We start from the raw sequence: 24935 nt of genomic DNA, 5'->3' as shown, positions 1-24935 counted from the left end.
GGTACATTATGGATAGCATCTATCAATTTAGCGCCCCACTTTATAACGGCGAGGATTTTTCTCTTAGTCAGTTAAAAGGTAAAACGATTTTAATCGTCAACACCGCCAGTAAATGTAATTTTTCGGTGCAATTAAGTGCACTTGAAAAGCTCTATCAGCAATATAAAGCCCAAGGTTTTATTGTATTGGCCTTTCCGTGTAATCAGTTTGACTATAATGAACCAATAGACAATGCTGATATTAAAGACTTTTACCAGCAACAGTTTAATGTTAGCTTTCCAGTGTTTAGTAAAGTAATGGTGAATGGGCCGGATGCCCACCCATTGTTTAATTACTTAAAAACCCACACCCGAGGAATTGCACAAAACCGTGCTATAAAATGGAATTTTACAAAGTTTCTAATAAACTCTGAGGGACAGTTATCAGTGCGCTATGCACCGCGCACTAAACCCGAAACCTTAAAAATGGTGATAGAGAGTACCCTTAATGACGCAAATAACAATAGCGCTTTTCAGTTCGCAAAAGTATGATCAGGCGTCTTTTGATGCCTGTTTAACTAATCACACAGGCATTACCCTCACCCATTTTGAACAAGCACTCAATGAACAAAGCGCACTATTGTGCCAAGATTTTGATGCTGTATGCGTATTTGTAAATGATGTAGTCAATGAGGCAGTCATAAAACAAATTGCCGCACTTGGCGTAAAATCTATTTTGCTTCGCTGCGCCGGATTTAATAACGTTGATTTAACAGCCGCAGCAGCGCATGGTATTAAAGTATGCCGCGTCCCAGCTTACAGCCCTGAAGCGGTAGCCGAGCACTGTGTGGCATTAATGCTTACTTTAAACCGCAAGACCCATAAAGCGTATAACCGTATTCGTGAAGATAACTTTGATTTAAATGGCTTGCTAGGCTTTAACTTATTCAAAAAAACCATAGGTATTATCGGCTGCGGCAAAATTGGCTTAGCATTAGTAAATATTCTTAACGGTTTTGGCGCTAAGGTTTTAGTATGTGACCCTTACGCGGAGCAAGGTGAATATACGCTTTGCGATCTTGATACTTTATTAGCGCAAAGTGATGTGATCTCATTGCACTGCCCGCTTAACGAGCAAACTCATCATTTAATTGATCAGCAAGCCTTTAGTAAAATGAAAAAAGGCGTAATGCTTATAAATACCTCCCGCGGCGCACTTGTTGATAGTAAGGCATGTATTGTTGCATTAAAAAATAAGCAACTCGGTTATTTAGGGCTAGACGTTTACGAGCAAGAATCAGAGTTATTTTTTAAAAACCGCAGCGATGAAATCATGCAAGATGATGTATTTTCACGTTTAGTGAGCTTTCCTAATGTGTTAGTCACCGGGCACCAAGGTTTTTTTACCAAAGAAGCATTAAGCGAAATTGCCCAAACCACATTACAAAACGCCCATGAAATCGCGCATCAACTCCCTTTGAGTAATGAAGTTAAATAAAGAGGGATTAGATGCTAGATGCTAGATGCTAGATGCTAGATGCTAGATGCTAGATGCTAGAAAAAGTTTAAAACCAAGAGACAAAAAATCAACCTAGTTAGTTTGGCTTAAGCCTGTTAAGTTGCATAAGCTGAAGTAACTTATATCAGCTTTAACACTTTTAACCAATAATTAGAGTTGGCTGGCTGCTATGAGCGATAACCATTGAGGATGTAACTAATTTTGTGTAAATGCCTATCATAATTTACTCTATCAAGAGTTTAAGGATTAGGCGATGAACATGAATAAAGAAGAACTTGAAGCGTTTGCAAAAGAAGCAGCTAAAAGCATTAAAACACCTGACGATTTAAATCAATTTAGTCAGATGTTAAAAAAGATAACCGTTGAAGCCGCACTTAATGCAGAAATGGATGAACATTTAGGCTATCAAAAACACAGTAAATCCACGAGCAGTAATAGCCGAAACGGTAAAACAAGTAAGCGTATCAAGACAGAAGACGGTGAGTTTGAGCTTGATACGCCCCGCGACCGTGAAGGCTCTTTTGAGCCGCAGCTTGTTAAAAAGCATCAATCTCGATTCACCTCAATGGATAATAAAATTTTATGGCTGTATGCCCAAGGAATGAGCACACGCGATATCGTGAATGCTTTTCATGAGTGGTATGGCGACAACTAGCGCAGACAGCCACTCTTATTGAACAAGCAAAACTGTGTCACTAAATTTACTCTTTTAGGCTAAAATATATCTTTTGCTACTTGGTTACTTTCACCTCATCCATTAAATGGGTCATTGTCACTATTAAACCTAAATTACATCCATGACAATAACTGCATGATGCAGTTTTAAATTTTTACTGAGTAGTTTGATTCTCATGCAAGTAACTTTTCACAGTTACTCATATTCGCTCTTCGTTTCCTTCCTAAATTATCACAATAGCTTTCATGTGACGAAGGTCTTCCAACAGCGCCATGGAACACGCGGGTAAATTGCGTTGTGAGTTTTAACCAGTTCTCTGGGCTAATATTGACTCGCTCTAATAAAGGAAGGGATGTGTTTTCAATGTATCCTCGCTTATCTTCTCGCATTACACGGCCCGTTAATTCAACAAGTTCAAGATACGATTTAAGCTCAAACGGGAGTCCTTTTGGCATTCTTTGGCTTGGCATCCCTGCAAAACGTAATAGCTTTTTAGGTTGCTTACCTGTGGTTGCACTTTCAATTCGTTTTTGCACACTGGTATGGATTGATTCTTCTGGCGTGTTGGCTATTTTTGCTCTTATTGGGTTTAAATCAACATAGGCCATACAGGCTGCAAGTGCGGCTTCATCTAATAGAGCTTGTGATTTAAAGCGACCTTCCCAGAATCGGCCTGTGCAGTTATCTTCTTTATTGGCTCTGCGGGCAATATCTTCATTTAACAACCGCATAAACCAGCTAATACTGGATAACCGCTCTCGATATTGCTCAACCGTTTGATTAAAAAAGATGAGCTCTGATTTACTTAATTTTTCACCTTGCAAATACTTTTTCGTCAATAACGTGCCTTTACACAGCTTATGCCAGCGTAGAATAATGGCTTTGTCGTTAAGCCTATTTGCTTTTTTATCATCAACATACAACACTAAATGTGTATGATTGCTCATCACTGCATACGCACACACATCAATGCAAAATACCTTAGCCAAGGCGAGTAGTTTATCTTCTACCCAGCCCCTGCGGTGCTCATAGGATTGACCTGTAAAACTGTCTTCACCGCATAAAAAAGCACGGCGTACACAGCGAGAAATACAATGATAATACTTTGTATCAACCAAACTTACTTGACGCTTTCTTGCAATTGCCATGGATCACCCTATTTGTTTTTCATACTAAATTAAAGCTAGTAAAAAATTGGGGAAATACAAACTTTAGGATGGGTGTCATCTTTGTTTCGAACTTGCATATCGCCAATGGGCATTGTCGATTTCTTGCTTTGTATAACTATTACCAGAGACGATTGGCTCGCTGCCATATTTTGGGTGGTTTACATAATTGGCCATAGCAGCTAGTTACCCAGCACAAAAAGGATAGCTAAAGCGCCGACTGCTAGCGCAATAATTAAACTTTTATTTAGTTTACTCAACCAAGGAGAAACAATAAAGTCATTTTCTGAGTCGTTTACTCGCGGTTGAGGCTGTTGAGCTGTCGGACGTGCTGGCATTTCGCTATCGGCAAGCTGCTTTACAGTCATTACAACTTGCTCAGAGTTAACAGGATCGCCATTTGCAATCGTTATATTCTCAATAATGCCACTGCAGTCGGCCATGACTTCTAAAACGACTTTTTCAGTTTCAACATCAAATAACACATCACCAGCATAAACTAGCTGACCTTCGCTAACATAAAGCTTAGCGATGTCTGCTGTGCGTATTGAGTCTGGAAAGGCCGGTACTTTCACATCTATGTTCATAATTCCTCCTTGGATATAACACTATGTATTAACACTTAAAACTGACAGCTAAACTATCAACCAAACGCTACATTAGCAAATACAGCGGTCATCAGTACCGGGCATACAAACCGTATGTACTGTGCAAACCAAAAACGCACGCCAGATGATGCTTCATGAAGTTGATTACCTCGGCGCCATAACCAGCCTACTGTAATAAAGTAAAATAAGCCCATTAAAGGTAATTGATACTGAGTAAGTACCATGATCACTAAACCAAATAGCCAATCAAAGTTAACAATTATCAATGATGAGGCAGCAAGGACTGTTAAACTGACCAATAAGGTGGCCTTTTTACGCTCTACTTGATGGTTTTCAACTAAAAAAGCCACCGGTATTTCGGTAGACGATATTGTTGACGTTAAAGAGGCTATCGACATTAATACAAAAAACAATAAACCAACCACTAAGCCAATTTCACCCATGGTATTAAATAACTGCGGTAAAATAGCAAATATCAGTTGCCCTTCCCCAATCAACTTACCGTCGCTAAACACTTGCACACCATTATGTTGTGCTACATAAATAGCTGGAATAATTAATAAGCCCGCTAAAAATGCCACCCCAGTATCAAGTAAAGCAACCGAGGCCGTTAAGCGTGGTAAATTAGCATCAGGCTGCAAATACGAGCCATAAATCATCATGCAGCCCACACCCAGTGACAAAGAAAAGAATGCTTGCCCCATTGCCGCAATAATTAAACCAGGGTCGAGTATTTGGCTAAAGTCTGGCACTAAGTAGGCAGCAAAGCCTTCGTTGGCACCATCAAGCGTTGCTATGTAGGCAATTAAACCGACCAGCAGTACCAGTAACATCGGCATTAAGCGGCGTGACCAGGTTTCAATACCTGACTTCACCCCTTTGAGAATAATGCTGGCAGTCAGTATTAGCATCAATGGCGTAAATATAAAATTACGCGCCACAGAATCCGTTTGTAAAAATTGGCTTAGCTCAGTGAAGCCGAAAAAAGTGCTTATTGGTTCAAGCGCATAAGCCAACATCCAGCCTGCGACGATTGAATAAAAGCTCAACATCACGATAGCGCCCACTAAACCTAAGTAGCCAGCGGCAGCTCCAACATTAGGTGCTTGCTGTTGCCATGCATTTTTAAGGGCTTTAACTGGGTTCGCTTGTGCTTGGTGACCTAAATATAATTCAGTATATAACGCGGGTAAGGCCAGTAAAAAGATAACAATAAAGTAAACCAGTAAAAACGCACCACCGCCATGATTGGCCGCTTGCGTAGGAAACCCCCAAATATTACCTAATCCAACCGCAGCGCCAGAAGCTGCTAAAACAAAGCCAAGGCGGCTTTGAAAACCATCACGCAATTGTGCCATACATCTACAATCTGTTATTATTTTTCATTATTGTGAATTAAACCATATTTCACAGTCACTGAGTAATAAATTTGCCTTGGCTTAATTAACCAGAGCGCAACCGCACAAAATATAAACATATTTGTTCTTTTATCACCTTAATTGTGGATTTTATGCCAGGCTTATTTTTTCAACAGCGATTAGTTATCAACCAGTACCGCGAACACTTACTCAATACAAATACTGTATTGTTATTTGATGCCCAGCAGTTAAATGTTGATGAATTTGATTTACACGCACTTTTAAGCCCTTTTGAGCTGGCGGTAATTACACGGCGCAAAAGTATCAAAGCCAAGCAAGAATATTTAGCTACTCGGCTATTACTTAAGTATTTGGTAAAGCAAAGTTCAGCGCAGTTTAGCCATTTAACCGCAAATCAGATCAGTTCTGAATTTGACGAGCAAAGCAGCAAGTTACTCATTCACATAACCGGCAGCGAAACGGTGTTTAGCAGTTGTTTGTCACACTCGAATGGCTTTGTCGGTGCGGCGCTGAACATAGAGCAGGCTGAGTTTGGTTTTGATATTGAAAAAATAAGTGTACAACGCCCGTTTGTAAAACTCGCTAAGCATTTTTATCATCAAGATGAAGTAAATTTAATTACGCAAAGCCAACAGCAAAGCGCTGAGCGTTTTTTTAGAATTTGGACTTTAAAAGAAGCGCTGGCGAAAGCCACTTCTCGACCCATTGCAAAACTATTAAGCCCCAATGTATTTACTGAGCTGACGCAAGCAAATTTAGCAGCGCTGAGCTGCCAATATAATGAATTTGATATTAGTGTAGTAAGTGACAAGAGCACTGACTGGCAGTGCTCTGTGGTGAATTCTATTTCGCAGTTACGCGGCGTGTTGGGCTTCTAACAAACGGCTGTGAATAGCTTGTACTACTAAGTCCGATTCACTTTGTTCTACCAAAAAGCACAAGTTGTGCTTGCGCCGTGGCAAATTAGACGGATATTAAAATCACTTAATACCTGCATTAAATTAACTTGCTGCTGACGCAACTGAATTTCAGAACCAATCAGCGCCACTAAGGTTAAATTGTTTTCAACCGATACATGGCAAAACTCTGCAAGTTTGTCTAAACACTCTTGATCAAGCTCAGGACGCGACGCATTAGGTGCATTATCTAACGTAATTGCCACACTGATCTCAGAGGTCGTCACTAAATCAACGGAGATATTAAACTCACTTAAAATTGCAAACACGCGGGCTAAAAAGCCACTCGCCAATAGCATTTCTGGGCTTTTAAGCGTTAATAAAATTTGGTTTTTACGTTGCGTTACCGCACGAATACCTGGTACTTGTGATTTTTCACGTTCGATCCAAGTGCCACCACGCTCTGGTTCACGGCTTGAGCCAACAAAAACACTGATGTGGCTGCGGCTGGCCGGTAAAATAGTCGCCGGGTGTAAAACTTTAGCGCCAAAGGTCGCCATTTCTGCCGCTTCATCAAAACTTAAACGAGCAATCGGCGTGGCTTTTACACATAAACGCGGATCAGTACTAAAAATACCCACAACGTCAGTCCAAATATGTACACTCTTAGCGTTTACTGCTTCTGCAAGTAATGCCGCACTGTAATCTGAGCCACCTCGCCCTAAGGTGGTGGTTTGTCCATGCGCGTCACTGCCAATAAAGCCTTGCGTTACTACTACATGTTCTTTTAAAAGTGGCATCAAGTGCTCTTTTGCCGCTGCTGCTGTGGCTGCCACATCTGGTGTTGCTTTAGAAAACTGGCTATCCGTTTTAAGCACTTGGCGTACATCAAAACGTACCGCATCTAAACCATTTAAACGCAGTACTTGGGTAAATAAATACGACGATAAGCGCTCACCAAAGCTTAGTAGCTCATCATGTTGCTGCTTTGTTTTTAATGGCTCGCTCGCCAAGGCTTTAAATGCTTTAATTGTTTCTTCAAAGCCATGGGCTAAATCAGCATCAAGTGAAAGCTCATTTAAAATGGCGTCTTGAATAGCTATTACGCCGGCAATATTTTCAACGCGCTCATCACTTGAAATCTCTTTTTTACACAAGGTAACTAGGTGGTTGGTAACACCTGCACTGGCACTAACCGCCACTACCCGTACATTGTTATCGGCTACAATAATTTCACTGCAACGGCTCATAGCTTCAAAATTAGCGACGCTGGTGCCACCAAATTTTGCTACAACTATCTCTGATTTTTGATTTTTCGCTGACTGTTGCACGTTATTAGCAGCTAATTGGGTATTCATGTCGTCTCCTTTTGTGGCGTTCATACCACGATAAAACAAGAAGAACTTGGCAAGGGGGTGCTCGATAAGAAAAGTCCACTGCCAGAAGCTCTCCACCTAATTGGTGACAGTTTTGAGGATTCAGCCCCATAAACCGAAAAACCACTGTGACGCGCAGTTGTTTTTCTCGGCGAATATTTCCCTCCTTAATGGTCGTTGGCAGTCGTCGCCTCACATTAAGTACCTAAATACCGCACCTCTTCTGAATGTTAGATTAATTGCATTCTATAATTACCAATTAAAATAACAAAGCCCACATAAAGTGGGCTTTGAAAGTTATCGTTTAGACGTCTAGCTGTCAAGTTGTTTTAAATAATAAAGACTATTAAATAAAACTACCTGCTAAATACGACCCAATATAACCGATTGTATACGCTATTAATAAATACACCGACATACGTAAATAGCTCATAAAGGTAAGCGCTTTAACTTTACTCATGGCAATAATGCCTGCCGCCGAGCCGATGATTAGCATTGAACCACCTACCCCAGTTGCATAAGTAAACGATAGCCATTGCTGGGGGCTCATCACGATTTCAGCTTTAAGCAGAGCGGCCGTCAGTGGTACGTTATCAACCGCGGCTGACAAAATACCCATTAAGTAGTTAGCATATTGCGCTGGCATTAGTTCATAAAGATGCGTGAACTTACTTAGCATGCCTACTTCTTTTAAAGCCCCTACAAGTAATAATACGCCAACGAAGAACAATAAAGTGTCGTATTCGATTTCACGAATATAATCGATAATTTTTTTATTCACGTCTTTTTTGCGCATTAAAAATTGCGCCACTAAAAACATTAATGACAACCCAAATAAGAAAGTTAACAACGGCGGCACATGATAAAGCACACTGAGTGTTAGCGTAGCGAAAATAGTTGATAAGAAAATAACTGCAATTGTAATATCGGTTTTTTCAATGCGGCGCTCTTCTTGTTTAGTAAACTCAACAGCACCATTTAAGCCAAACGACAACATGATCGCCAGCAGTGCTACACTTGCCAGTGCAGGCACAACTAACAATAACAAGTTAGCAATACTGACTTTTCCATCAAGGAAAATCATTAATGTCGTCACATCACCGGTGATCAAAGACACACCACCGGAGTTAACGCTAAAAATAATTAATGTGGCGTATTTAATTAGCTTTTTCGGATCGAGTTTTAACGACATCACCACCGCAAGCGAAATCAATGTGGCTGTGATATTGTCTGAAATCGACGAAAATAAGAAGGAGAATCCACCAATCAAAAACATCAGTTTGCGTTCGCTTATTGCACTTGGCATGACTCTGTGCACAATATTTTGGATAAAACCTTTGGAGTTTAAATAGGCAACAAAGGTCATGGCAGCCATTAAAAACAACCAGAGTGTGGCAATCTCTAAAATATTGTGATCAAGTTGATGTTGTATGTTTTCGGGGCTTTGCCCGTTGAGCGGCGAGATAAATAAGATAATCCAGCATAAAGTACCAAAGAAAAGCGTGGTTTTGGCCTTGTTTACATGGATAATATCCTCTATAACGATGAGCACAAATGCAAGCGTTATCAGGGTTAGGATAATTGCAGATACCATGGTGTTTGAACAACCTTTATAAAAATGTAAAAATTGTATGCTATATGCCGCAGGACGACACGGCGCACAGTCTAGCACCAAAGACTGTGTAAAACTATTGCAAATTCACTTTTATAAGACAAATCGCTGATAGTCTGTACCTAGGCTATACAGTATTAATTAGAGTTACTGGAGCTTTATGATCCCAGCTAAAAAGTTACTAAATACCCTCACAGAGCATTGGGGAATGTTAGAACTGCTATTTAAACGTTTTAAGATGGCTGATTTCAGCTTAAAAGACGTACAAAATACGATCAAACAAAAACAGCCAACGTGGTCAAATGAGCGTATATACAAAGAGACCAACCGCCTTTTAAACCAAGATATTATTATTCCTTTGGCTAAGTCGTCGCAGCTTGAAATTAATCGCGCGATTGCTGATTTTGCCACTTTTTTATTACAAGAAGAACATCTCGGTTTAGCCCAAGAAATTAGTGTATTGGTAGACGATTTAGCTCGCTTGGGCAATCGTTTAGATAACGCAGGCAGTATTGAAGACTACGACGAAATGCGCCGTTTTAGTCGTATTATGGATGATCGGGTGCGCAAAATAATGAAGCTCTTTGCCCACAACGAAAATGCTATTTTAAATATCGTTGAACAAGCAAAAGCTAACAATGCAGTACAATCGCTGCAAAAACGCTACAAAGCCGTTATTGAAGCCTTTGATGAATACATAGAGCCGATGCTGGAAATGGTGGATATTCGTGGCGATTTTCATGCTTGTTTTAATATCATCGAGGCGCAAATAAGTACGCAAATTGAGTATATCGAGCGCAGCGGTAAAGCGTATCAAGATAAACGTATGCTGGAACGATTACGTACTCGTATATTAGAAATGCACTTAGTTGGCCGTGAAAGCTTACGTAAAAGTGCTGATATGCTGATGCCACTGCGTGAAGAGTTGCGCCGTAATAATATGATCACTCGTCAAGCAGCTAAAGTGCTTGGTTTAGTCCGTAAAAATGGTGTTGATAATATGCTCAGCAGCGTACAACCACATTTTGTCTCTGACACACAGCGGTTCTCATTGGGGCAACAACGTCACATGGTGGCTTATATGGCTGCACTGGTTGAGTTTGAACACAGTGAATACGAACTTCCCGACCAACAAGACGTGCCCGCTTTTGTTACCCCCAATATTCCAGATTACAACAATGTGAAAGCGAACTTTAAAAAGCGCTTCAATGCGAAGCGTAAAAAGCCCCTGCCATTATTGAGCTTTTTAGGGGAAAGCTACCCCGACCTTGAAGCCGACGAAATGCTGTTTTTATATCAAAAACTAGTCAGCGACACTGAGCTTGAAATCAATCAAAGTGATGAAAAAATGCGGGTGAAAATCGCAGGGCAACATTTCTCACTTTTCCCTTTTAATACAAAACCATTTGATTCTAAACCTGTTGCCTCAGCGCAATCTTCAACAGGGAATGAGTAACCGTTATGACACAGATAAACTTAGACGAATTGAGCCATCTACAAGCGATTAATAAAAAATTAGTCACCGGCTATCATATTAGCGAGCAAGATACTGTAATGTGGCAAGAGCTTGATCAACAAATTGATGCCTACCGTGCCTTGTTTAATGCGCTGGGCCACGATTTACAACACGACAGCCGTGGTTTTTATTACTTTGCCAGTGATGAAAGTACACCCAATATGGGCAAAATCTCCCGTGCGATTGCCTTAACGGTTTATATTCTTATTGAGCATTACGCCAACTCAGGTAAAGATCCAATGCGCGCCTTATTTGACGAAGTAAACGATTTAGAACTGATGCAAACGCTAGTGCAAATGAACAAACACTTGTTTGATCAGCTCGAAATTTTCTCTGGCTCTGATTTACGCAAAGACGTGTACTTACGCATGGTACGTTTAGGCCTCTGCCGAGAAGTAGAAAATGGCTTTATGCTGCAAGCGCCTATTTACCGTTATATTGATGCGCTAATGGAAGTAAACGAAGAAACCTATATTGGAGAGGACGAATAATGAAAAACCTATACGGCCTCAGTAAGCTGGCATTATTAAATACCGCAGGCTATGCCAAATGCGTGATCCCGCTGGATAAAAGCAGCTCAATTTGTGCGCCTAACAACACAGGTAAAAGCTCGGTAATAAACGCCCTGCAGTTTCCACTTATTAACGATTTGCGCCTTACCGAATGGGACGGCCATGATTTAGACGAAACTCGTAAGTTTTATTTTGCCTCCGATCAATCCTATATTTTACTTGAAGCAGACCTTCCCAATGGCCCTGTGGTAATTGGTGTGGCAGGTCTTGGCAAGATTGCCGGTTATGCACATCAGTTTTTTTGTTACCAAGGTAAACTCGACCTTGAGCAGTATACGCAAGGCAAAACCATCATTAAGTTCACAAAGCTATTTAACCATTTAAAAGAGCAAGGTTTTAACCCAATTGAACTTAAAGCCCAAGAGTTAAATGCCCTGCTTACAGGTGGCGCTACCCCGTTTGATGGCGATATCAATCTAAAAATGATCCCGCTCAATAACGTACAAGATTCGGCGATTTATAAAGAGATTTTTCGCCGTATTTTGAACTTGCATAAACTCGGTGCCGCTGATGTAAAACGCTTTATGTTGCGCGTGTTTGAACGTCATATGTCAAACTCTAAGGTCGACTTTTATGAAGTATGGCGACGCTCTTTTGATAAAGTAAATCGTGCAAAGCGAGAATTAAAAGCCCTTGAATCAATGCAAGAGCCAATTAGTGCGCTTGAATCAATGCTTGACAATCAAACAGTACTCAAGGGCAAACTTGCCGCCTACGCGCCTAAAATTGACCAAGCCTTAATTGACTTTGATACTTATCAAGAAGCGCAATTGAGCGAGCTTAATATTGCCCTTGAAGATATTGAGCACGAAAAACACGAGTTTGAGCAAAAACAACAACTCTATGTCCAGCAATCACGTGATATTGAACGCAGACAAACGCAAATTGAGCAATGGTTTTTAGACTTCGGCGCGCTTAAATCTGAATTTGAACTGGTTAACTTAGCGACTTTAAAAGTCAGCCTTGGGCAATTAAAGCAAGATTACGAGTCACTATCGCATTCTATCAACAGTGCCCAAGGGCAAAGTTTACATACCCTTGATTACCGTATTAGTGAAACGCAAAAACAAATTAAGAGCTTAAAGCTGCAACTTAAAAACCTTGAGTTTAATTTGTTTACTCGCATGCGCGAGGATTTATCGCTCAAAGAAGTGGAAGAAATTTCGCGTATTTTAAACCCTGATATTCTCTCATTTGCCACCACCAGTAATGGTGATATTGATATTACTGACGAAGATGCCTTTGGTGCATTTTTAGAACAATTATCAGATAACGTGAAAGGCGGCGTACTCACCCTGCCCGGCGCGACTATTAAATTGAAAAAGCTGTCACCAGTGCAAATGCAAAGCGGTGAAAATAAAGAGCAACTTACTGCGCAACTCAACGCCCTTGAACAGTCACTCAATGAGTTCAAGCAACAGCGTGACGTAGCGGCAAATGTGGCCGAAAAGCAAAAAGAAAAAGATGCGTTATATGATGAACTAATGGCAGCAGAAAGCGCATTAAAGCGCTTTGAACAATACCAAACTATGTTGCAATCAAATGATGCGCAGGCGCTGTTAAAAGAGCAGTTATTAGCTGAGCGCGAGCAAGTTGATAGCTACCTGCAAGATATTCAAAATAACAGCGGCTCAATTAGTGATAGACGCTCGATCATTAAATCGAAAAAAGATCTGATTTCACGCCAAGCCGATCGCCTACGCCAAGTTAAATCGGAGCGCATTGACCATACCCTCGATTTATACAGCGGTAAAGTCACCCCGTATATGATTGATATTCAAATCGACTTTGATAATCTCAGCGATTTAGTACACCACTTTAATAAAGACTGCCAAGAGCTACGTAATTTTGATATCAACGTACGTAATACCTATTTGCATATTTATAATGCCGGTATTACTAAATTTGATAACGAAAACGACGAGTTTAGTAAATATCAAAAACTTATTAGCGCGTTTCATAATATTGATAACGAACGCGATGCGGTTGAACGCCAAGCCCGTGTTGCATTGACTGAAGTAGCCGCCACGATCAAAGGCCTGCGGGAAGATTTAGACCGCCTGCGCCGTGAGATGAACAGCTTTAACAAAGGTATTAGTCAGCACCGTATATCTAACCTGCAAGCGTTTAAAATTAACGTGATCCCACGCAAGATGTTAGTGGATAGTATTGATACCATCATCAGTACGTCAAATCAGTTTGAGCAAGGCGACACGCTTGATTTACTAAGCCAAGAACCGTACAGCGAAAGTGCTGTAAACGAAGCCAAAGATCACTTAATTAAACTCGCCTCCGACAAAGCTGGTTTAACCTTAACTGACTTATTTGATATTCGTTTTGAAGTGGTTAATCGCGCTGGCGAAACTGAGCACTTTGAAAAAATTGATTCAGCTGGTTCAAATGGTACGCGGATCACCATTAAATTATTATGCGGTATGCTATTTATCCGCTATTTATTAAGTGACCAAGAACAAAACTTATACCGTATTCCAATTTATATTGATGAAGCGGCCGATATCGACCCGCAAAATCAAAAAGCGATTATTGAAACGGCATTGAGCTTTGGTTTTGTGCCAATATTCGCCTCTGTTAAGCCACAAATTAGTTGTGACTATATCGTGCCGATCCGCTCGGTGAAAGACGGTGCGCAAAACTGGGTTGATGAAAAAGATTGGATAGAAGTAGAGCATGAACAAGCTTAGCTATATATTAATTAATAAATTAATTTATCATTCAGCCATGAGCGACTAAACTGAGTAATAAACCAGCAAATTGCAGATAATAGGTAAAAAATGTCATTCCGTTGAATTATTTTTATGTTATGTTATCAAATGAATAGAGCTTAAATTTGCCAAGGAGCAAACACCATGAAGAACTTACTAATTGCTGTAGCTGTGCTTATGCTGGCAGCATGTGCAAAAACACCTGATGTTGATTACGATAAATCGGTTGATTTTAGTAACTACAAAACATTTGCTTGGTTACCACAAGCAACGCTTGCAAATGCAGGTAACTACCAAATTAGTCCGTTAATGGAACAACGTGTTCGCGAAGCGGTTAACACCCAGTTACAAGCACAAGGCATGTCACTTGTTGATTTATCTGCCGCTGACGTATTACTTAACTACCATGCGTCTGTAGATACTAAAATTGACGTTGATACATTTAACGTAGGTTACGGTGCGAGCTGGAACTATTGGGGTATGGGTTACAACACACAAACAACGACTCGCGAATACGATGTAGGCACGTTGGTCCTTGATGTTGTTGATCGTGCTTCTAACAAGCTAGTATGGCGTGGTGCCCGTGAAGGCCGTTTACAGAAAAAGCAATCTCCTGCAGAGCGTAACGAAGCAGTAAAAGATGCTGTTGCGACTATTCTTTCTGGCTTCCCGCCGGAAAAACTAGCAAAATAATCTGCTATAAATAGTTTTAAAAGCTCACTTTTTAGTGAGCTTTTTTGTTAGTAAATCAGTCTAATATTGTTTTTAAATAACATTTAATAATTCCAGAATCTCAATTCAAAACAAAAGAAATTTAAATAACAAATAAAATATGTTAGATTATCGGAAATATTTAAAGGAATAAATAATATGTCATTAGACCCTACTTTCGTACTTAAAATTCAAAAGCTATTCCCAAAAGATGTACTCCGAGAAATGTACGCTTCCCTTGACTCAGATCCAGAATTTAGACACGCAGGTGTAATTTTTGAAGCTGAGAAAGATAGTATTGCTAAACTTTCAGTAAACCCAGGTAGTTTACTTGTAAATCCAAGTAGCCACTACAACCGCAAAGTGCTAAGAGTAAGCTGTAGAGCAGACAGAAAAAATATTTATATCCGCGAATTTGTATTCCCTAAACAAATGAAGGCCGAACAAAGAATAGATAAGATTAATTCTTCGTTATACGGTGAATCTTTCAATGCTTTTGTTTCATGCGCTGGCGCTGCTTCAGGTTGGGTATTAGTGTTCGCCGAGATGGGGGGAGGAGCTGCAAGCCTTGGCGCTACATGGGCTGCAATTCCATTAACATTGACATCAACTACCGCTGCAACTTTTCAATGTGGAGTTGGTACTGGGCGTGTATTTAACCATTTAAGTGGTAATGCAGAATACAACCAATGGCTTGATGCATCTCCTACTTTTTCAACTTTGATGGTTACTTTAGATGTCATTCAAGTTGCCGATTTAACTAAAGCAGGATTAGAGGCTGGTTCATTGTTAGTTAAGTTTAGTCAAAATAAAGCGCTAGGACAGAATAAGTTATTAAAAATGTATAAAGGGATGACTCGTGAAAACCGTAAAAAGCTTGCTGTCGAAATTTTAAAGCTTAACAACAAAAAGTTAATTAATAATCAAAAACTCTTAAAACAAGTTCTGAGAGGTCAAACTCTTTTAGATGACGGTACTAAAGCAACCAAAGTTTACACCCAAGCACAAGTCCAGCGATTAATAAGAAGTTCTTTTTATAAAGCTTTTTTAACTCGATCATCAATGGCAACTGGCGTTGGAACTGCAGCTACAATATATGGAAGTGCTCGCACCTTGCCTGAGAATACTAAAAAATCAGCAAGTTTTGTTATTGGTATTACCACTTCTTAAATTTTATTTATGAGTAAAACATGTTATCTAAATTGAAAATTAAATATTTTTTTGTATCTATAATTTTGATGGGAATATTCGTTGGTTTTTTTAATCTTAGTTGGTCTAGTTTAAAACTCACTAACCATAAGGTTGTTTATATTCAAGACAAACTAACCAATGGTGAAAAATCTCCAAAAATGGTAATAATTCCGGCTGGAGTTGGCACTATAGGCGGAGAAAATTTTCGTTCATTTCAAAATGAAGCCCCTATATTTAAAGCAAAAATAGAGTCTCCTTATTCATTAAGTGAAACTGAAGTAACGTTTGAGCAATATGATAAATTTTGTAAAACCGGAATACGTTCGTGCCCTAACGATGAAGGCTGGGGACGTGGTAAACAACCTGTGGTAAATATTTCTTGGTTCGATGCAGTCGCGTACACAAAGTGGCTAAGCAAAGAGACTGGCAATATTTATCGCTTACCTAGCGAAGTTGAATGGGAATACGCTGCTCGAGCTGGAACAGATAGTAAATTTTGGTGGGGTAATGAGTACAAGCAAGGCATAGACCACTGCGATAGAGATCTAGGAGGCTGCCCAAAAGGTACTGATAAAGGACATCCTTGGCAAGTAGGCATATTAAAAGCAAATCCTTTTGGTTTATATGATGTAACTTCAAATGTATCAGAATGGGTTGATGAATGTTATTTAAACAGTCACGATAATACATTAGGTACTGCGGCTACAAATAATATAGGTGCTTGTACTCAAATAATCGCAAAAGGAGCTAACTGGATGATGCCACAGCCTCATGTTCATCACTCGCAAAGAATGAGTATTCCAAAAAATGTTCGAGGATACGAAATCGGCTTTAGAGTATTAAGAGAAATAAATAAAGGCGAATTAAAGGAATAAAATGAAAGTAACGTGCCCTCATTGTAAAAGTAAGATTACAGCTAAAGATATAAAAGACATTAACAAGAATAGTATTTTTATTGAAAAACAATGTCCCTCTTGTCAAGAATGGTTTTGTTTGAATAAAACACTAACGATTATAAAAATTATTGGTGTTTTTCTATTGTTAATAACTAGCTTATTAAATATTTTCAATATTAAAAGTGAATTCAGTCTGTTTTTTTCAAGCATTGGTTTTGTAGGAATATTGGTATCAGTAATTATTACTTTTTTTGGTAAAAATGAAGCAATCAAAAAATAAAAAAAAGAAACCAAAAGTAAAACTTGTAAATATCAGTGATACGAGAATGCTATTGAATAAAATCGCATTCTCTTTAGTATTTTTGGCTATAGGCCTCTTATCTATTATATTTTCGATAAAATTTATATTTGACGGATATATTCTGACTCCAACAGATTACAGGGTCGAACCTGACGTTTATTTTTTTTCAACGTCGCCATTTACTTATCTTTTTTATCTTTTTATTTATTTAGGAACTGGGATCTACTTTTTAGCTGTGCCCTATCTTTTTAGGGATATGTTTCCTCGAAAGAAAAAAAACGCTAGAAAATCTAAAAAGGGGAATAAATACGACAAAGTTTGACTCTCACCTTATAAGCCATTAGCACTTTTTTATTTAAATACACTATTATTTATTTTGCTGTTTCTTATACTTATGTAATAACTCCAGTGGTATATGACAGTAATCATCTGGATGATTAGTTAGTCGGTCTTGGTGCTCTGGATCGCTTGCTACGTAATTTGTCAACGGCAGTACTTCAACCACTATTTTGTCTGCATCATCACGAGTGCTAATAAAGTCTTTCGCTATGTTTAGATGCGCTGGCTGCTTACTGTAAATGGCCGTACGGTATTTTTCTCCTACGTCATCGCCTTGCTTGTTAATACTGTAAGGGTCAATAATTTCAAAGAAATAGCTGATCAAGGTGTTCAACGCCACTTTATCGGTATCAAAAACCACCTGCACACATTCAGCATAACCGTCATATTCACCCGCGGTATTGTTACTGGTGCCATTGGCACGCCCTGCTTCTGTGCTTACTACACCCGGTAAATGCTTGATAAACTCTTGTACACCCCACAAGCAACCGCCAGCAAAATAAACACTGTCTAAATTAAGATTATTATCGTGTTGTATATTCATCTATTGAGACCTCAATCACATCAAAGTAAGTTAAAAATGGGCCATTAATAGGCAATTTTACGAATTAATGTACAATAGCGCCCTATTCAGATAGTACGCTGTTATTGCGTGTTCGCTCATGGGGCAATACTTAAAAACAATAGCTATCGCACAGTATACATAAAAGCGTAAAGAGATTTTAAAGTGATAAAAACAGTACCACTAGTCCTACCTGCTATTTTTTGCAGTTTATCAACCACAGCACTTGCGGCTGATGAAAAAAATAACACTGACAACATAGAACAAATTACAGTAAAAGTGTCAGCCACTGCAAATAATGAACCTGTTGGCACCTTTGCCGCACCCATCTCAAATTTAGAATACGACCCGCGTATTGATCTGCAGTCGCGCAATATGGCTGAAGCGCAAGCGGATGTCACTATTCGCGGCGGCATTTTTGAAAACACCGGTTTTCGGGTTGGCAGTGCTACCTTATTCGATCCTCAATCAGGCCATTACTTTGCTGAAATTCCGATTGCACCACAGATGCTCGATACCGCTGATATTTTTACTGGCGTTGATAATGCACTCTATGGTGTGAATAGCTCAGTTGGTACAGTATCGTTTGGTTGGACGCCAATAAATACTGGCGGCAGTGCGTCATTAGGCACGGGTAATAACGATTTTAATTTACAAAGCATCAATGCAGGGCTCAATGTGCCACTTGCAGGCAAGCCTGATTGGCAGTTAGGTTTTCAAGGTGACTATGCGCACTCACAAAGTGACGGCACCATAGACAACGGCGATCATGACTTTACCCGTGCCTCTGGCCGCGTGCAATTAACTGGTCCGCAATCGCAAACAGATTTATTTTACGGCTCACAGCAAAAGTTTTTTGGTTGGCCAAACTTGTACACGCCATTTGGGGTAAACGAAACCGAAGATCTTGATACACAATTACTGATGCTTAATCATAAACAAGGTTATGCAAACCAGAGCTCTTTTGAAGTATCCGCTTATTATCGTAAAAATAACGACCATTATATTTACTCTCGTGAAAACCCCAGTGCATTTGAAGCGTTTCATGAAACAGAAGTTAAAGCTCTCGCCCTATCTGGTCGCCATAGTAATAATGCATCGTTTGCAATCAATTACTCAGCGCAATACATGGAAGATGCAATTGAATCGACCACCCTTGAGAATAACTTTACCTCGCGTAATTATTATAAACTCAGCGTGTTACCAGAATACAAAACTGCGATTGATACTAACCAATTACTGACTATTCGTTTAGGCGCCGCTTTTGACGATACCAACAGAGACGACTCGCAATTCTCGCTGCTTGGCGACCTTGCTTGGAATACCCTCAATAATGATGGCACAGAGCGTACAGTGTACTTATCGTTTGCACAGGCAAGTCAAGTAGCCGGATACACAGCTATTGGTGGCAGTGAATCCGGTGGGTTATTTAGAAGTAACTATAATCTTGAACGTGAAACCACCCAGAACTTAGAGCTTGGTTTATTACTTGAACAGCAAACATGGCGCTTAGATTCAGCCATTTTTTATCGCCAAGATGACAACCTGACTGATTGGACTTACAGCTTCGACTCTACCTCTGCCCGAGCAGCTAACGCTGTTGATATCGACACCGCAGGCATTGAGTTTTTAGCAACTAAGCATTTTGATACTGTTGAACTTATTAGCAGTTACACTTATCTGCATAAGTCAGAAAGTTATGGTGCAGCAGATATCGATGCCAGTTTTTATGCGTTAAACTTTCCTGATCACCGCGTCACACTCGGTGCGATTTGGCAACCGACGGATTTGCTGGAATTTAGAATAGATAATGAATGGCGTAAGCAACATGAAAATACATTAAGAAATGGCGATGACGAAGCGCTATTTACCCACTTAACATTAAAAATAACCCCATCAGCACTTGATAACTTATTTATCACCCTAGCCGCTGATAACTTATGGGGCGAATCATTTGAAGAGATCCCCGGCACACCTGGACGTGGTGAGCAATACACTCTGAGTGCAACTTATAGTTGGTAAATAAAAAAATATGTATAAAAACCGCATTTTTTTAAGATGCGGTTTTTTTATGTCATGTGTTCAAGCTCGGTGATCAACTGCAATGCTTGTGCGTTGCTGGTGCCACATACATCAATTGTTGCACTAAAGTCACTGCATACTTTTGGCCGCCGTTCATCACCAAATAGTTTACATAAGTTATTGTTATCTAATTGAATACACCGCTCTCCTGCTTTCTTGCCATTTGGCATACCTGGGATCGGAGAGCTAATGCTTGGTGCAATACAACATGCACCACAGCCAAGCCGACATGCCATTGTTGATGTGTTCATACTCTGCCCTTTTTGTGATCTATTTCATCAATATGTTAATCGTGTAATGACTTGTTACATCTTCATACGCCTTGTAAACACTTTCTTCATTATAATGACAGCGTCACCTAATTATGAGGAAAGCCCTGTGGCTACTAAAAAACAAATCATTCTACCTATTGCCGTGCTAGTCGCGGGTGTAGGTCTAGCGGTTGCGTTTTCAGCAATGAAACAACCGCCGGAAGAAAAGCCAGCACAAGATACACGCCCATTGGTCTCTGTTAACCCAGTTCACCTTGATGCAATTACCTTAGACGTTAAATCGTATGGTGTTGTTAAAGCAAAAGATCACACCCCACTGGTTGCGCAAGTAAGCGGTCAAGTGGTGTTTGTATCTGAGCAATTTGTGCAAGGTGGTTTTGTTAAACAAGGCGATATTCTAGCACGAATAGATCCAAATGATTATGAAGCGGCGTTAATTGAAGCGCAAGCTGGGTTGGCACAAGCAAGCTCGGACTTAGAGATTGAACGCGCACAAGCACATGTAGCACAGGCTGAATGGGACCGAATAAAAGACGATTCAAACCAAATGATCCCTTCACAACTCTATTTACGCAAACCACAGTTAGCAGAGAAACTCGCCCGCTACCGTGCAGCGCAAGCAGCTGAAAAACGTGCAAACCGTAATTTAGAGCGTACGTATATCAAAGCGCCATATGATGCGATTATTTCTGAACGCGCAATTAGTTTAGGCAGTGTTGTTAACCCAGGTAGTCAGTTTGGTGCACTCAGTTCAACTTTGGTCGCTGAAATTCGCCTACCCGTGGCTGATAAAGAATTACAATACCTAACTAACCGTGGTATCGGCGCGAATGTAACAATCAGTGCAGACTATGCCGGTAAGCCAACCACATGGCAGGCTAAAATTGTTCGCAGTGAAGGCGTTATTGATCAAAAAAGCCGTATGAGTTATTTAGTAGCACAAGTTGATACCCCCTATGCCAGTGAGCAACCACTGCGCTTTGGCTCTTATATCAATGCCACCATTGCTGGTCGTGAACTAGATAATGCGATTATCGTTCCTCATCACTTAGTTAAAAACGGCAAAATAGCGGTAATGAATGACGATTTAACGCTGTCGTTTAAGCCCCTTAATATTATTAGAGAACAAAATGGCATGATCATCGCGTCACAAGGCTTAGATGATGGTGAGCAACTGATCACCTCGGCTTTAGATTTTCCAACCGAAGGCATGCAAGTCAAACTAAATGACGCTGATAAGCCTGTCGGTGCAACGCAACTTGCGCTGAAAGAGGAATAAGCCATGAGCATTCATAGCGAAAAAGGCTTAATTGCTTGGTTTGCCCGTAACCCTGTTGCAGCAAATCTATTGATGATTTTTATTTTAGTAGGCGGTATTTTAACGGCGTTTTCTATTCGCAAGCAGATGTTCCCACAGTTTGAAAATAACTGGATCAGCGTACAAGCAGTCTACCCAGGTGCTGCCCCACAAGAAGTTGAAGAAGGCATCACCATTAAGGTCGAAGAAGCTCTCGAAGGCTTAGAAGGCATCAAACGGAAAATTACTTATTCAAATCGTGGCTTTTCTCAAGCCTGGATCGAAATCGAAGAAAAATACGATACTAAAGAAGTACTCGATGAAATAAAGATGCAAGTTGATGCGATCAACACCTTCCCTGCTGACATGGAGCGCCCCATTGTCCGCCATGATAAGTTTGAGCAAGAAGTGATGATCCTCGCCCTTTACGGCGACATGAGCAATTATCAGCTCAAAGAGCTTGGCAATAATATTAAAGACGAACTACAAGCACTGCCGCAAATCAACCTCGTTGAATTTAATGGCGGCCTTGATTACGAAATTAGCATTGAAGTCAGCCCAGATAAACTTCGCGAATACGGTTTAACTTTTAGAGATATTGCCAGCACCGTACGTGCTTTTTCAGCCAACATGTCAGCAGGACAAATTCGCTCTGAAAACGGCTATATTTCGATGCGGGTTGAAAAACAAGCCTATCGCGGTAATGAGTTTGAAAAACTCCCCCTGATTTTATTGCCTGATGGCGCGCAAGTGTATCTAGGTGATGTAGCAACCATTAACGATGGCTTCGCAGAAGGCCTGCAATACTCAAAATATAATGGCAAAAACTCCCTGTCATTTGAAGTAAACGCCTCAAAAGATCAAGATATTACCAAAGTGGCCAAAGTGCTAAAGCAATACTTAGCTGATAAAGCAGACCAGCTGCCAGCAGGTGTTAAGCTCACCCCAATTGTTGACTTAACTTATTACCTTGAAGGTCGTTTAGACATGATGATCGACAACATGGTATGGGGCGGTCTGCTCGTTATGGTGGTGCTTGCGCTATTTTTACCACTGCGCTTAGCGTTTTGGGTGATGATGGGTTTGCCTGTGTCATTCCTTGGCGCCTTTTTAATGATGCCAATGGGCTTTTTAGATGTCACCATCAACTTAGCGTCACTGTTTGCCTTTATCCTCGTACTCGGTATTGTGGTGGACGATGCCATCGTGGTGGGTGAATCAGCCAGTGCCGAAATTGAAAAGCACGGCCATTCACTGGATAACGTTGTACGCGGTGTGAAACGTGTTGCTATGCCTGCCACATTTGGCGTATTAACCACCATCGCCGCATTTTTGCCGCAAACTTTAGCCAGTGGCCCTGGCGCTGCGTTTTCCAAAGCCATTGGTGGGGTTATTATTCTGTGTTTGATTTTCTCACTAATTGAATCAAAACTTATTTTACCGGCCCACTTAGCGGCGATGAAACACCGTGAACCGAATCCTAAAAATCCGTTGCACCGCCTTCGTAAAGTTATGGATAGTGGTTTAAAACGCTTTGTAGATAACTATTACACGCCATTTATTGGTCATTGTATTCATTACCGATATACCGTCATCATTGGCTTCATTTGTGTACTGATTGTCAGCGGCGGTATGTTTGCGGGTGGTTTAGTTAAATTTGTCGCGAACCCTAAAATTCCTCACGACTTTCCGCGTATCTCAGTTGAAATGAACTTAGCCTCATCAGAGCAAGCCACTTTAGAAACAGCACAGAAAATCGAGCAAGTTATTTTAAATGTTGATCAACAACTAAAAGAGCAATACGGCACAGCAATGGTACGCGACCTGTCAGTTAGTTTACGTGGTCGCACTGAGGCCAGCATTATGGCGATATTAATTGATCCTGAGCTGCGCCCTATTGATACCTTTGCTTTGAGCGCCCTGTGGCGCGAACAAATGCCAGCGTTGCCGGGTGTTAAAACCTTAACGATTCAAGACAGTATCATGAATGGTGGTCGAGACGACGGTGATATTAGCTTTCGCCTTGAAGGAAAAGATGCCAAACAGCTAAAAGAAGTAGCGGCAAAGTTAAAAGAAAAACTCAACACAATGGAAGGTGTGGGTGATGTAAATGACTCAATGCAAAGCGCCACCGATGAAGTACAGCTTGATTTAAAACCATTGGCGTACAGCATGGGCCTTACCCTTGCTGATGTGGCTTCACAAGTCAGTTTTAGTTACTACGGTATTGAAGCACAACGTATTTTACGTGACGGTGAGGAAGTGAAAGTCATGATCCGCTACCCACAAGAAGCGCGTAATTCAATCAGCGATATCGCCAGTGCCCGGATCATTACTCCAACGGGTGCAGAAGTACCGCTGGCTGAAGTGGCAGATGTAAAACTGGTTGATGGTGTTAACCGTATTCGCCGTGAAAACTCAAAACGTACCGTTAACGTATGGGCAGCCGTTGATACCGACCAAGTAGAGCCGTTTGCAATCGCCAAAGAAATTCGTGATGAATACTTACCTGCTCTATTGAAAAGCTACCCTGGTGTACAAAGTAGTGTTGCTGGACGTATTCAAGAAGAAATGGATAGCGTTGCTGAGCAAGTGCGTGATTTTGCACTATCAATGATGATTATCTTCGCCTTATTAGCAATACCGCTGCGCTCATATTCACAGCCGTTAATCATTATGTCGGTGATCCCATTTGGGGTAATTGGCGCCATGTTTGGGCACATGATTTTAGGCATGACCATGAGCGGTTTATCTATCTTCGGGATCATTGCTGTAGCCGGTGTTGTTGTGAACGATTCATTAGTAATGGTGGACTTTGTTAATAAAGCCCGCGCTGAAGGTGTAGCAATAAAAGATGCAGTAATGCAAGCTGGTGCACGGCGCTTCAGAGCGATAATGCTTACTTCAATCACTACCTTTATTGGCGTGTTACCAATCATCATGGAAACCAGCTTACAAGCTAAAATCGTGATCCCAATGGCGGTATCGCTGGCCTTTGGTGTGTTATTTGCGACAGTGATCACGCTCATCCTGATCCCATGTCAATATGTCGCACTAGAAGATGCTAAACGATTAATTCGTAAATGGCGTGGAAAAGAAGCGCTGGTAGATGGAACTCCGGCTAGCGGCAAGGTGGACAGCAAAGTAAGCCACTCACCTTTATAAAATTTGATATCCCAACCAACTAGCCCGAGCTGTATACAGTTCGGGCTTTTTATTTGAAGCAAAAACTTTAAAGGCGTTATTTTTAAACGAAATCGTGA

19 protein-coding genes, 2 pseudogenes and 1 riboswitch are annotated in these 24935 nt (G+C 40.6%); of the genes and pseudogenes, 14 read left to right on the top strand and 7 right to left on the bottom strand.

Annotated features, from left to right (window positions below; all coding sequences use genetic code 11):
- Positions 1–8 precede the first annotated feature (8 nt).
- From NDQ71_RS01460 to NDQ71_RS01450, 3 genes and pseudogenes are all read left to right on the top strand, one after another.
- Positions 9–530, top strand: coding sequence for a glutathione peroxidase (locus NDQ71_RS01460; RefSeq protein ID WP_064666015.1), 522 nt, complete (start codon positions 9–11; stop codon positions 528–530).
- Positions 496–1476, top strand: coding sequence for a 2-hydroxyacid dehydrogenase (locus NDQ71_RS01455; RefSeq protein ID WP_301562641.1), 981 nt, complete (start codon positions 496–498; stop codon positions 1474–1476). Before NDQ71_RS01460 ends, NDQ71_RS01455 begins: the two co-directional genes overlap by 35 nt.
- A gap of 280 nt (positions 1477–1756) precedes the next feature.
- Positions 1757–2140 (top strand): annotated as a pseudogene (locus NDQ71_RS01450) (transposase); the annotation flags it as partial.
- Positions 2141–2346: 206 nt separating this feature from the next.
- On the opposite strand, the gene NDQ71_RS01445 reads toward NDQ71_RS01450, so the two are convergent.
- The 3 genes from NDQ71_RS01445 to NDQ71_RS01435 form a co-directional block, all read right to left on the bottom strand.
- Positions 2347–3321, bottom strand: a complete 975-nt coding sequence (locus NDQ71_RS01445) for a transposase (protein ID WP_301562127.1) — start codon at positions 3319–3321, stop codon at positions 2347–2349.
- A 200-nt stretch (positions 3322–3521) separates the two neighbouring features.
- A complete protein-coding gene (locus tag NDQ71_RS01440; protein ID WP_301562126.1) occupies positions 3522–3926 on the bottom strand; it encodes a biotin/lipoyl-containing protein in 405 nt (134 codons plus the stop codon).
- A 56-nt stretch (positions 3927–3982) separates the two neighbouring features.
- Positions 3983–5305 (bottom strand): sodium-dependent transporter, encoded by a 1323-nt coding sequence (locus NDQ71_RS01435; protein WP_064666011.1) that lies wholly within the window; start codon positions 5303–5305, stop codon positions 3983–3985.
- Positions 5306–5457: 152 nt separating this feature from the next.
- Between NDQ71_RS01435 and NDQ71_RS01430 the strand changes: the two genes are divergently transcribed.
- The gene (locus tag NDQ71_RS01430) at positions 5458–6204 is read left to right on the top strand and encodes a 4'-phosphopantetheinyl transferase superfamily protein (RefSeq protein WP_064666010.1); all 747 of its coding nucleotides are present in this window, start codon (positions 5458–5460) and stop codon (positions 6202–6204) included.
- Here NDQ71_RS01430 and lysC read toward each other — a convergent pair.
- Both lysC and nhaD read right to left on the bottom strand, forming a co-directional pair.
- Positions 6181–7580: pseudogene (gene lysC / locus NDQ71_RS01425) on the bottom strand (lysine-sensitive aspartokinase 3). The gene NDQ71_RS01430 and the pseudogene lysC sit on opposite strands and share 24 nt — an antisense overlap.
- A 77-nt stretch (positions 7581–7657) precedes the next feature.
- Positions 7658–7829: riboswitch (Lysine riboswitch) on the bottom strand.
- 115 nt (positions 7830–7944) lie between these two features.
- Positions 7945–9192 (bottom strand): sodium:proton antiporter NhaD, encoded by a 1248-nt coding sequence (gene nhaD / locus NDQ71_RS01420; protein ID WP_064666008.1) that lies wholly within the window; start codon positions 9190–9192, stop codon positions 7945–7947.
- 178 nt (positions 9193–9370) lie between these two features.
- Between nhaD and NDQ71_RS01415 the strand changes: the two genes are divergently transcribed.
- The 7 genes from NDQ71_RS01415 (at position 9371) to NDQ71_RS01385 (ending at position 17099) form a co-directional block, all read left to right on the top strand.
- Positions 9371–10666, top strand: a complete 1296-nt coding sequence (locus NDQ71_RS01415) for a hypothetical protein (protein WP_301562125.1) — start codon at positions 9371–9373, stop codon at positions 10664–10666.
- A gap of 5 nt (positions 10667–10671) precedes the next feature.
- Positions 10672–11217, top strand: a complete 546-nt coding sequence (locus NDQ71_RS01410) for a hypothetical protein (protein ID WP_064666006.1) — start codon at positions 10672–10674, stop codon at positions 11215–11217.
- The gene (locus tag NDQ71_RS01405; protein WP_301562124.1) at positions 11217–14000 is read left to right on the top strand and encodes an ATPase; all 2784 of its coding nucleotides are present in this window, start codon (positions 11217–11219) and stop codon (positions 13998–14000) included. Before NDQ71_RS01410 ends, NDQ71_RS01405 begins: the two co-directional genes overlap by 1 nt.
- Before the next feature lie 165 nt (positions 14001–14165).
- On the top strand, positions 14166–14714 hold the full coding sequence (locus tag NDQ71_RS01400) for a DUF4136 domain-containing protein (RefSeq protein WP_301562123.1): 549 nt from the start codon (positions 14166–14168) through the stop codon (positions 14712–14714).
- 177 nt (positions 14715–14891) lie between these two features.
- Entirely contained in the window at positions 14892–15902 is a 1011-nt protein-coding gene (locus NDQ71_RS01395; protein WP_301562122.1) for a hypothetical protein, read from the top strand.
- 20 nt (positions 15903–15922) lie between these two features.
- Entirely contained in the window at positions 15923–16798 is an 876-nt protein-coding gene (locus NDQ71_RS01390; RefSeq protein ID WP_064666002.1) for an SUMF1/EgtB/PvdO family nonheme iron enzyme, read from the top strand.
- 1 nt (position 16799) lies between these two features.
- Positions 16800–17099: a hypothetical protein gene (locus NDQ71_RS01385; RefSeq protein ID WP_064666001.1), complete on the top strand. Its 300-nt coding sequence runs from the start codon at positions 16800–16802 to the stop codon at positions 17097–17099.
- A 388-nt stretch (positions 17100–17487) separates the two neighbouring features.
- Here the strand turns inward: NDQ71_RS01385 and NDQ71_RS01380 are convergent, their stop codons facing one another.
- The gene (locus NDQ71_RS01380; RefSeq protein ID WP_301562121.1) at positions 17488–18003 is read right to left on the bottom strand and encodes a peptide-methionine (S)-S-oxide reductase; all 516 of its coding nucleotides are present in this window, start codon (positions 18001–18003) and stop codon (positions 17488–17490) included.
- A 183-nt stretch (positions 18004–18186) separates the two neighbouring features.
- Here NDQ71_RS01380 and NDQ71_RS01375 point away from each other — a divergent pair, with 183 nt between their 5' ends.
- The gene (locus NDQ71_RS01375) at positions 18187–20043 is read left to right on the top strand and encodes a TonB-dependent siderophore receptor (RefSeq protein ID WP_301562120.1); all 1857 of its coding nucleotides are present in this window, start codon (positions 18187–18189) and stop codon (positions 20041–20043) included.
- 47 nt (positions 20044–20090) lie between these two features.
- Here the strand turns inward: NDQ71_RS01375 and NDQ71_RS01370 are convergent, their stop codons facing one another.
- Positions 20091–20354, bottom strand: coding sequence for a YkgJ family cysteine cluster protein (locus tag NDQ71_RS01370; RefSeq protein ID WP_301562119.1), 264 nt, complete (start codon positions 20352–20354; stop codon positions 20091–20093).
- Positions 20355–20481: 127 nt separating this feature from the next.
- On the opposite strand from NDQ71_RS01370, the gene NDQ71_RS01365 reads away from it, so the two are divergent.
- A complete protein-coding gene (locus NDQ71_RS01365) occupies positions 20482–21654 on the top strand; it encodes an efflux RND transporter periplasmic adaptor subunit (RefSeq protein WP_192542717.1) in 1173 nt (390 codons plus the stop codon).
- A gap of 3 nt (positions 21655–21657) precedes the next feature.
- Entirely contained in the window at positions 21658–24837 is a 3180-nt protein-coding gene (locus NDQ71_RS01360) for an efflux RND transporter permease subunit (protein ID WP_192542718.1), read from the top strand.
- The last annotated feature ends 98 nt before the right edge of the window (positions 24838–24935 follow it).

The sequence above is a fragment of the Pseudoalteromonas sp. KG3 genome (assembly GCF_030436385.1).
Taxonomy (GTDB): Bacteria; Pseudomonadota; Gammaproteobacteria; order Enterobacterales; family Alteromonadaceae; genus Pseudoalteromonas; species Pseudoalteromonas prydzensis.
This window is presented reverse-complemented; position numbering and strand designations above follow the sequence as displayed.

Bases quoted from the DNA above. Each gene is read 5' to 3' on its own strand.
- NDQ71_RS01460 (WP_064666015.1), top strand. From the start codon at position 9: ATGGATAGCATCTATCAATTTAGCGCCCCACTTTATAACGGCGAGGAT.
- NDQ71_RS01445 (WP_301562127.1), bottom strand. From the start codon at position 3,321: ATGGCAATTGCAAGAAAGCGTCAAGTAAGTTTGGTTGATACAAAGTAT.
- NDQ71_RS01440 (WP_301562126.1), bottom strand. From the start codon at position 3,926: ATGAACATAGATGTGAAAGTACCGGCCTTTCCAGACTCAATACGCACA.
- NDQ71_RS01435 (WP_064666011.1), bottom strand. From the start codon at position 5,305: ATGGCACAATTGCGTGATGGTTTTCAAAGCCGCCTTGGCTTTGTTTTA.
- NDQ71_RS01430 (WP_064666010.1), top strand. From the start codon at position 5,458: ATGCCAGGCTTATTTTTTCAACAGCGATTAGTTATCAACCAGTACCGC.
- nhaD (WP_064666008.1), bottom strand. From the start codon at position 9,192: ATGGTATCTGCAATTATCCTAACCCTGATAACGCTTGCATTTGTGCTC.
- NDQ71_RS01415 (WP_301562125.1), top strand. From the start codon at position 9,371: ATGATCCCAGCTAAAAAGTTACTAAATACCCTCACAGAGCATTGGGGA.
- NDQ71_RS01410 (WP_064666006.1), top strand. From the start codon at position 10,672: ATGACACAGATAAACTTAGACGAATTGAGCCATCTACAAGCGATTAAT.
- NDQ71_RS01405 (WP_301562124.1), top strand. From the start codon at position 11,217: ATGAAAAACCTATACGGCCTCAGTAAGCTGGCATTATTAAATACCGCA.
- NDQ71_RS01400 (WP_301562123.1), top strand. From the start codon at position 14,166: ATGAAGAACTTACTAATTGCTGTAGCTGTGCTTATGCTGGCAGCATGT.
- NDQ71_RS01395 (WP_301562122.1), top strand. From the start codon at position 14,892: ATGTCATTAGACCCTACTTTCGTACTTAAAATTCAAAAGCTATTCCCA.
- NDQ71_RS01390 (WP_064666002.1), top strand. From the start codon at position 15,923: ATGTTATCTAAATTGAAAATTAAATATTTTTTTGTATCTATAATTTTG.
- NDQ71_RS01385 (WP_064666001.1), top strand. From the start codon at position 16,800: ATGAAAGTAACGTGCCCTCATTGTAAAAGTAAGATTACAGCTAAAGAT.
- NDQ71_RS01380 (WP_301562121.1), bottom strand. From the start codon at position 18,003: ATGAATATACAACACGATAATAATCTTAATTTAGACAGTGTTTATTTT.
- NDQ71_RS01370 (WP_301562119.1), bottom strand. From the start codon at position 20,354: ATGAACACATCAACAATGGCATGTCGGCTTGGCTGTGGTGCATGTTGT.
- NDQ71_RS01360 (WP_192542718.1), top strand. From the start codon at position 21,658: ATGAGCATTCATAGCGAAAAAGGCTTAATTGCTTGGTTTGCCCGTAAC.